At 72.2% G+C, this 7,976-nt stretch carries 7 protein-coding genes, 1 pseudogene and 1 riboswitch; of the genes and pseudogenes, 3 read left to right on the forward strand and 5 right to left on the reverse strand.

Translation table 11 applies throughout. The features are described 5' to 3' along the window. Positions 1 to 925 (reverse strand): annotated as a pseudogene (locus IH13_RS38530) (ATP-binding protein); the annotation flags it as partial. A gap of 63 nt (positions 926 to 988) precedes the next feature. Further along, positions 989 to 1,981, reverse strand: a complete 993-nt coding sequence (locus IH13_RS0127110; protein ID WP_031088603.1) for an MBL fold metallo-hydrolase — start codon at positions 1,979 to 1,981, stop codon at positions 989 to 991. Between the two features lie 386 nt (positions 1,982 to 2,367). Between IH13_RS0127110 and IH13_RS0127115 the strand changes: the two genes are divergently transcribed. After that, complete coding sequence (locus IH13_RS0127115; protein WP_031088604.1) at positions 2,368 to 3,255, forward strand: SIS domain-containing protein; 888 nt, start codon at positions 2,368 to 2,370, stop codon at positions 3,253 to 3,255. A gap of 360 nt (positions 3,256 to 3,615) precedes the next feature. On the opposite strand, the gene IH13_RS0127120 is transcribed toward IH13_RS0127115, so the two are convergent. Together IH13_RS0127120 and IH13_RS0127125 are read right to left on the reverse strand one after the other, a co-directional pair. Next, on the reverse strand, positions 3,616 to 4,188 hold the full coding sequence (locus IH13_RS0127120) for a hypothetical protein (protein ID WP_031088605.1): 573 nt from the start codon (positions 4,186 to 4,188) through the stop codon (positions 3,616 to 3,618). Then, positions 4,173 to 5,093 carry a LysM peptidoglycan-binding domain-containing protein gene (locus IH13_RS0127125; protein WP_082317715.1) on the reverse strand — a complete coding sequence of 307 codons (921 nt, stop codon included), beginning with the start codon at positions 5,091 to 5,093 and terminating at the stop codon, positions 4,173 to 4,175. Before IH13_RS0127125 ends, IH13_RS0127120 begins: the two co-directional genes overlap by 16 nt. A 4-nt stretch (positions 5,094 to 5,097) precedes the next feature. Continuing rightward, positions 5,098 to 5,283, reverse strand: a riboswitch (cyclic di-AMP (ydaO/yuaA leader). Positions 5,284 to 5,643: 360 nt separating this feature from the next. Between IH13_RS0127125 and IH13_RS0127130 the strand changes: the two genes are divergently transcribed. After that, entirely contained in the window at positions 5,644 to 5,886 is a 243-nt protein-coding gene (locus tag IH13_RS0127130) for a hypothetical protein (protein WP_031088607.1), read from the forward strand. Between the two features lie 250 nt (positions 5,887 to 6,136). On the opposite strand, the gene IH13_RS0127135 is transcribed toward IH13_RS0127130, so the two are convergent. Further along, positions 6,137 to 6,589: a flavodoxin family protein gene (locus IH13_RS0127135; protein WP_031088608.1), complete on the reverse strand. Its 453-nt coding sequence runs from the start codon at positions 6,587 to 6,589 to the stop codon at positions 6,137 to 6,139. Between the two features lie 300 nt (positions 6,590 to 6,889). Here IH13_RS0127135 and IH13_RS38535 point away from each other — a divergent pair. Beyond that, on the forward strand, positions 6,890 to 7,976 hold a 1,087-nt coding region (locus IH13_RS38535), incomplete at its 3' end, for an ATP-binding protein (RefSeq protein WP_031088609.1).

A 7,976-nucleotide genomic window follows, 5' to 3' on the forward strand; every position in this document is an offset into this window, starting at 1 on the left:
CGTACCTGGCGACCAGCCGCCCCACCACCGCGAAACCGGTCTGCGGCGGGTCCCCCAGCTCGGTCAGCAGGACTTCGGAGGGACCGGCCAGCAGCGCCCGGGCCCGCTTCAGCGCGTCGTCGTCCATGCCGATCCCGGCGTCGTCGACCAGGACCAGCGCACCGCGCCCCGCGGCCTGCTGGACCGTCACCGGCACCTCGGTGTCCGGGTGCGAGTAGGCCGTGGCGTTGGCCAGAAGTTCGGCCAGTGCGATCGCCAGGGGTTCGGCGGCGCGGGCGACCAGGGCCAGCCGCTCCTGGCGCAGATGGTTGGCGACCTTGATCCGCTCGTATCCGCCGACCCGGGACTGGGCACCGAGCACGATCTCGACGAGGGAGGAGTTCTGCCGGGCGAGCCCCGGCCAGGCGTCGCAGAGCACCGCGGTGGCCTGGGTACGGCGCAGCGCGAGTTCGTTGCGGAAGTCCAGCTGCAGGATGCGCGGGTCGTCGTACTCGTGCTGGAGTTCGTGCAGCAGGTGCTGGGACTGGTTGAGCAGGGACTGGATCTTGGCGGAGGTGCCGCGCATGGCCGCTCTGGCCGCCGCGTCGACCCGTCCTCGCTCTTCGAGGATCGCCGTGCGCGCGGCCCGGACCACCTCGGTCAGCAGGCGTGCGGCGTCTCCCTCGACGTCGGCCGCCTCGCGCAGTCCCGGGACGGGTGCGGTCCGGTGGGACAGCGCGGTGGCCGCGGCGGGTATCCGTCGCTCGGCGAGCTGGCGTATCTCCTCGGTCAGGGCGAGGGTGCGGGCCTCGGCCGCCCGTGCCTGGCGGTCCGCCAGTTCGGCGCGGGCCGACGCCGCGTACGCGGCGCGGCCGGCCTGGTAGGCCCGTACGCCGTGCCAGATCGCCGTGACGACTGCGGCCAGCGCCACGATCCATGGGAGCACGGCGTCACCAGGCCCTGGTCGTCGGGAGGGGGTCGCGCGACCGGCTTCCTCTCCGGCCGGCCGTCACTCGGCGCCGCCGGTCAGGGCCGGCTCCGTCTCGTGCGCGACGGCCGCCACCTCCGCCATCACCTGGAGGACGCCGGGCATGTCGGAGCCGTCGAGGTGCCGGTACTCGCTCCCGATGGTCACCACCAGGCGCTCGGGCAGCCCGAGCGCCGGGTAGCGGCCCTCGGCGATCACCCGGCGGGCGGCTTCGAGCGCGGGCACCCCGGCGGCGTGGAGGGCGTGGGCGCGTTCGCGTACGTAGGAGAGGTAGCCGATGTGCTCGTGCACCCCGGCCCGGTCGAGCACCGGACCGTGACCGGGCACGATCACCTCGGCGCCGGTGGCGAGCACCTGCTCGCACGCGGCGACCACGTTGCTCAGGGGGCCGGCCCAGTGCACCGGGTGGTCGCCCGGCTGGTCCGCGCTGGAGGAGAAGATGACGTCGCCGCTGAACACCGCGCGCTGGGCGGGCAGGTGGACCATCAGGTCACCGGCGGTGTGCGCGGGCGGCAGGGCCGTGATCTGGACGGCGTACTCGCCCAGGGTCAGTTCGAGCTCCCCGGTGAAGTAGGTGGTGGGCTGCACGGGTTCGGTGGACGACCAGTCGAAGACGCCGAAGTGACGGCCGAGGTAGGCGCCGAGGGGGGTGGCCGGGTCGCTCCCGGTGACCAGCGCGTGCTGCTGCTGCGGGGTGGGGTCGTAGTGGATGTGCTCCCTGGCCTCGCGGGTCGCGATGATCTCCGCGTCCGGGAGCACACCGGCGCCCCAGAAGTGGTCGCCGTTGGCGTGGGTGACGACGATGCGGTCGACACCCGCTCCGGCGGGGAGGCGCTTCTCGCTCTCGGCGAGGAACTGGCCGGCGAGCACGGAGTCGTACGGGGTGTCGATCCAGAGCCCCCCGCGTGGCGACACGAGCAGACCGCAGTTGGCCAGCCCCCAGCCACGTTTCGGCGGCAGCCAGGCGTACAAGCCCGTGCCGAGGTCAACGACGTCCCCACCCGTGATCGACATGGGCCGATTATGCCGACCGGGAACCGGCCGCACGTTCGAACTCAGCCATTCCCTACGACCGGTGGCGCGAAATCGCCTGCCCTCCGGGCGATCCACCACTCACGCGCCATCTCCTTTCTCCGAGTCACCCCGCGCCTCCTGGGTGATTCGTCGCGAGATGAGATGGGTTGGCCGGACGAGGCAGGGGGCTACCCGCTCAGCCGTGGGCGAATCGGAACGAGCCGACCAGTGCCGGAGTATGACTGAAAAGAGCCCCCACCCCCGTCGGGCCGCTGCTCACTCGATGCTTGTTCTTGCTTGATTGACCCCTATAGCATGCAGAACTGAACATCCTGGCGATCAATTCACCCATGCGTGCGGCAGCAGCGGAAGCGGAGTGCAGAGACATGTCCCATGTCGAGACCGAGACAGCCGATCAGCCGGCGTGCTGGCGCCGTGCCGTACGGGTCGCGGCCGACCGGGCGGCGGTACTGCCCGCCCCCGGCGAACGCGTCGCCGTCGTCGGCTGCGGCACCTCGTACTACATCGCCCAGGCCTACGCGGCGCTCCGCGAGGGCTCCGGTCAGGGCGAGTCGGACGCCTTCGCCGCCTCGGAGTTCCCCCTCGGCCGTACGTACGACCGTGTGGTCGCGCTGACCCGGTCGGGGACGACGACCGAGGTGTTCGAACTGCTGACCCGGCTGCGCGGAACCACGCGCACGGTGGCGGTGACCGCCGACCCCGACACGCCGGTGCCGGAGATCGCTGACGACGTGGTGCTGCTCGACTTCGCCGACGAACGGTCCGTCGTGCAGACGCGGTTCGCCACCACCGCGCTCACCCTGTTCCGCGCCCATCTCGGGCTGCACACCGAAGCGGTCGTACGGGACGCGGAGGCCGCGCTGGCCGAGCCGCTGCCCGAAGGCCTGCTGGACTGCACCCAGTTCAGCTTCCTGGGGCGCGGCTGGACGGTGGGGCTGGCCAACGAGGCGGCGCTCAAGATGAAGGAGGCGTCGCTGTCCTGGACGGAGTCGTATCCGGCGATGGAGTACCGCCACGGCCCCATCAGCATCGCGACGGCCGGGACGGCGACGTGGATGTTCGGAGCGGCGCCGGAGGGTCTGGCGGAGCAGGTACGGGCGACGGGCGCCCGCTGGGTGGAGAGCGACCTGGACCCGTTGGCCGAGCTGGTCAGGGTCCAGCGGCTGGCGATCGCCAGGGCGGTGGCCCAGGGCCTCGACCCCGACCTCCCGAGGCATCTGACCCGCTCGGTGGTCCTCGACCCTCAGGGCTGACGACCTGGCGCACGGGCCCGGCCGCCGCGGACACGCTGCCGGGCCCCGTGTGAGGCAGGCCCGGCCCGCGCGGTGAGCAGCACGGCACGGCGGCACGGAGCGACGCCCGGACGTGTCCTCGGGCGAGCGGGCTCCGTGCGGGCACACGGGAGGGGGCCGGGCGGGCCCGTACCTCCGGGGGACACGCGCGGCCTGCCGGTAACCGTCGTGCGGCCCGGACCGAACGCGCGGCGGGCACGGCCGGGCCCGGGACGGGCCCCGCTCCCGGGGCTCGTCCCCGGTCCCGGTCCGGCTCGGCCCCGCGCTGGGTTCCGGTTCCGGGGCCTGTCCCGGGAGCGGCCCCCGGAACAGGCCCGGGAGTCAGGTTTCCTCGAAGTAGGCGTCCAGCGCCGCGTCCAGCTCCGCCGTCCACTCCTTGAGCCTGGCCCTGGCCGGCGCCTCTACCTCGGCGTTGAACCAACGGCGGTTCGCCAGGTGCACCGTGACGGTGAACCGGCGCCCGAGGCGGGGGGTCTTGACCTCGACCGCCCCGATCTCCGACCAGTCGAACTCCGCCTCCTGGTCGTCCAGCCGGAAGCGGACGCCCTCACGGGCCACCCGGATGGACCCGCGCCGGTCGCTGACCTCGAAGACGGGGCCGTCCTCCGGCCCGGAGCCCTCACCGGCCCCGTCCGGGCCGGCCTCCGGGTCCCGGGCCCCGTCCTGGTCCTCGGCAACGGCCTCCGTCGCGTCCGCGGGAGCCTCCGCCTGATCCGCGGCGACGGCGTCCTCCACCACCGCGTCGGACACCCCGGCTTCCCCCTCGGACTCCTTCGGCCCCTTCTTCGCCTCCTCCGTCCGCACCGGGGCAGGGGCCGTCAGGCCGGGGATGAACGCCGGGTCGGTCCCCGCGGCGAACTCGGGCTTGGTGTTTGAATCTATGCGCTGCTCCACGGCGGGCAGTATGGACGACGAACCTGTACGTGACCAGTCGCCCCGCCCCCGGTACGGCACCCGACGCCGAACGGCCGGTGGGCGGCGTAGTTGCACGCGGCCGTGATGTTGGCGACCGGGTCGTAGCTGTCCATCGACGTGCCGGGCACGTGGTAGGCCTGGAAGGTCGGGTCGATGACCTGCAGCAGGCCCTTGGACGGCACGCCGTTGACCGCGTTGATGTCCCAGTTGTTGATGGCCAGCGGGTTGCCGGAGGACTCACGCATGATGTTGCGGTGGATGCCCTCGTAGGTGCCGGGGATGCCGTGCTCGGCCATGACCGAGAGCGACTCCCTGATCCAGCCGTCGAGGTTGTTGGTGTACGCGACCGGCGCGGCCTCCACCGCCGCGACGGGCGTGCCCTGCGCGACGACGTCGTTGCCGGTGCGCTCCGAACGGTCGGCGCGGTCGGCGCTCTCCGTACGGACCGCGGAATCCGAGGCCCCGGAAGCGGCCGTGTCCGCCGTCCTGCCCTCGGCCTCGGCGCCCTTGTGCGCCGTGGCTCCGATGGTCAGCTTCAGGCCCGGGTGAATGAGGTCGGGATTGCCGCCGATGACCTTTCGGTTGTCCTTGTACAGCTCCTGCCAGCCACCGCTCACGGAATGGTCGCGGGCGATCTTGGCAAGGGAATCACCCAAGATCACGGAATAGGTGGCGGACTCCGAGTCCTTTCCGGCAATTTCCTTGCCGGACACGGCAGTCGAGGCTGCGGCCTTTTCGACGGCGACCGGCTGCGCCGGCGCCGCGAAGGCCCCGGTCGCACCGATCAGCGGGAGGGCCAGAGCGGCTCCACCCGTGCTCACGGCGATGATGCCGCGGGTCAGCGAGTTGCGCTCGGAACGACGGCGATGAGCCTTTGCGGGCATGCTGAATTCCTCTCCGTCGCCTGCGAAGTGAGCTGTCGGGTTCGGGCTGGAGATGCCCGGCCGCAGATGACTGCGACTTCACCCCGAGCCGCTCCGGATACCGGATCGGCACTTACCTGGGTCCCCCGCTCCTGCCGTACGAGATGTGGTCGGGTTCCCGGACGGCGGCAGGATTCGGCGTTCCATCCGGAGTGAGGGTGACCGTAGGCGAGAAAAGCCGAAAGGAACAAGCCGCGAATTCGTGATCACAATTCATTCGCATGATCAATTCTCAGGAATTCGTGTTACCGAGCCCACACCGGCCCACCGCCCATCCCCGCACAGCAAGGGAACCGGCGGGCACGCCACGGCGTCCGGGGCCCTCCCGCGTGACCCTGGTCACGGCGTCCGATACGGGCGATTTGCACCACCGCGCGGCCCTCCGGGTCGCACGTGGAGCCGCCCTCCGAGTGAAGGGTCTAATTGCACTTAACCCCCCCATACCGGTCATATGGCTCAGCGTTGGGCCGTGCGCGGCATGGCGCAGGCGGGTGCGTGGAACCGGTCAGCCATGACCGAGAACGCGAGGCATCAGCCGAACAATCCGCGGATCACCGTCCTGCCCGTCGAACCAGGGGACCCTCCCTACCGGTTCCTGGAGATCGACGGAGAGATCGTCGGTACGGCGAGGGCGATGACGGACGTCCTGGTCGTGGCGGCGTCCGCCGGGATCAGGATCGACGACCTCGACGACCCGGACCAGGTCCGGTGGATGGGCGGCGACAAGCTCACCTGGAGGCTGCACGGGACCTGAGGACGGCCGCGCACCGTCCACGCGGCACGCGGGTCCTCCGTACGGGCGCCCAGCGGCCCCTGGGCCCCCGGGTCCTCCGTACGGGCGCCCAGCGGCCCCCGGGTCCTCCGTACGGGTCCACGCCGCCCCCGGGCCCCGGGGTGCTCCCGGCAGCGCCTCGCGGCACGCCGTCCCCTTTCGGCGCGCGTACGGGCTCCGCGGCCCCGGTACGCCCGGCGGGTGCCCTCACCGCGGCCCACGGCGCGGGCGGTCAGGCCATCAGCCCCGCGGCGGCCGTCGCCCCCAGCTCCCAGCAGGCCTCGACGTCCGCCTTGCCGGGCTCACCGGTCACCGTCACGGCGTCCGCGGTGCGGCGCCACCCCAGGCCCGTCGTGACGGACTCCAGGGCGCGCACCGCGCCGGTGGTGTCGTTGCCCCCGTGCACCCAGTAACCGAAGGGCCGGCCCCGCGTCTCGTCCAGGCACGGGTAGTACACCTGGTCGAAGAAGTGCTTGAGCGCTCCGGACATGTACCCGAGGTTGGCCGGGGTGCCGAGCAGGTAGCCGTCGGCGGCGAGGACGTCGGACGCCGTCGCCGCGAGCGCCGCGCGCCGTACGACCCGGACGCCTTCGATCCCGTCCGCGGTGGCGCCGGAGACCACGGCTTCGAACAGCGCCTGGCAGTGGGGCGACGGGGTGTGATGAACGATCAGGAGGGTGGACACGCCGAAGACCCTGCCGCCCCCGCCCGGCCCACCGCAAGCCCGACCGGCCGGCCGCCCCCCACCGCTCGCGAGCGGTACGTGCCCCGGCCCCCACCCCCGCGAGTGGTACGTGATGCAGACCATCGTCCGCGGCCGGAGATCTACGGGGAGGTCTCCGGTACGGTGTCGAACGCTCCGGCCCGAGCACCCCGGAGCACGTCATCACCACCACGTGACCATCGCGGATGCCGCCACGCGCATTCCGCGCGACGCCGCTCGTCCCGCGGGACCGCGCGCCTGTGACACCACTGGGGAGTCTTGATGTTCGAGAAGGTATTGGTCGCCAACCGGGGAGAGATCGCGATCCGCGCCTTCCGCGCCGCTTTCGAGCTCGGGGTCTCGACGGTGGCGGTGTACCCGCACGAGGACCGCAACTCCCTCCACCGCGCCAAGGCCGACGAGGCCTACCGGATCGGGGAGCCGGGGCATCCGGTGCGGGCCTACCTCTCGGTCGACGAGGTGATCAGGGCCGCCCGGAAGGCGGGGGCCGACGCGGTCTACCCGGGGTACGGCTTCATGTCGGAGAACCCCGGACTCGCGGCGGCCTGCGCCCGGGCCGGTATCACGTTCGTCGGCCCGCCCGCCTCGGTGCTGAACCTGACCGGGAACAAGGCCCGGGCCGTCGCGGCCGCCCGGGAGGCGGGCGTACCGGTGCTGAAGTCCTCGGCCCCGTCCGAGGATATCGACACGCTCGTCGCCGCCGCCGAGGACATCGGCTTTCCCGAGGACATCGGCTTCCCGGTCTTCGTCAAGGCCGTCGCCGGCGGCGGCGGACGCGGCATGCGCCGGGTCGCCGAGGCGGCCCAGCTGCGCGAGGCGATCGACGCGGCGATGCGGGAGGCCCGCTCCGCCTTCGGCGACGCGACGGTCTTCCTGGAACAGGCGGTGATCGACCCGCGCCACATCGAGGTGCAGATCCTCGCCGACGCCGAGGGCAACGTCGTCCACCTCTACGAGCGGGACTGCTCGGTGCAGCGGCGCCACCAGAAGGTCGTGGAGATCGCGCCCGCCCCGAACCTCGACCCGGAGCTGCGGGAGCGGATCTGCGCCGACGCCGTCGCCTTCGCACGCCACATCGGCTACGTGAACGCGGGCACCGTCGAGTTCCTCGTCGACGCGCGCGGCAACCACGTCTTCATCGAGATGAACCCGCGCATCCAGGTCGAGCACACCGTGACCGAACAGGTCACCGGGCGCGACCTGGTCATCGCCCAGCTGCGCATCGCCGCCGGCAGGACCCTCCCGGAACTGCGCCTGACGCAGGAGGCCATCACCCTCAACGGCACCGCCCTGCAGTGCCGGATCACCACCGAGGACCCCGCCAACGGCTTCCGGCCGAACACCGGCA

It is taken from the genome of Streptomyces sp. NRRL WC-3549 (assembly GCF_000721935.1).
Lineage (GTDB): Bacteria > Actinomycetota > Actinomycetes > Streptomycetales > Streptomycetaceae > Streptomyces.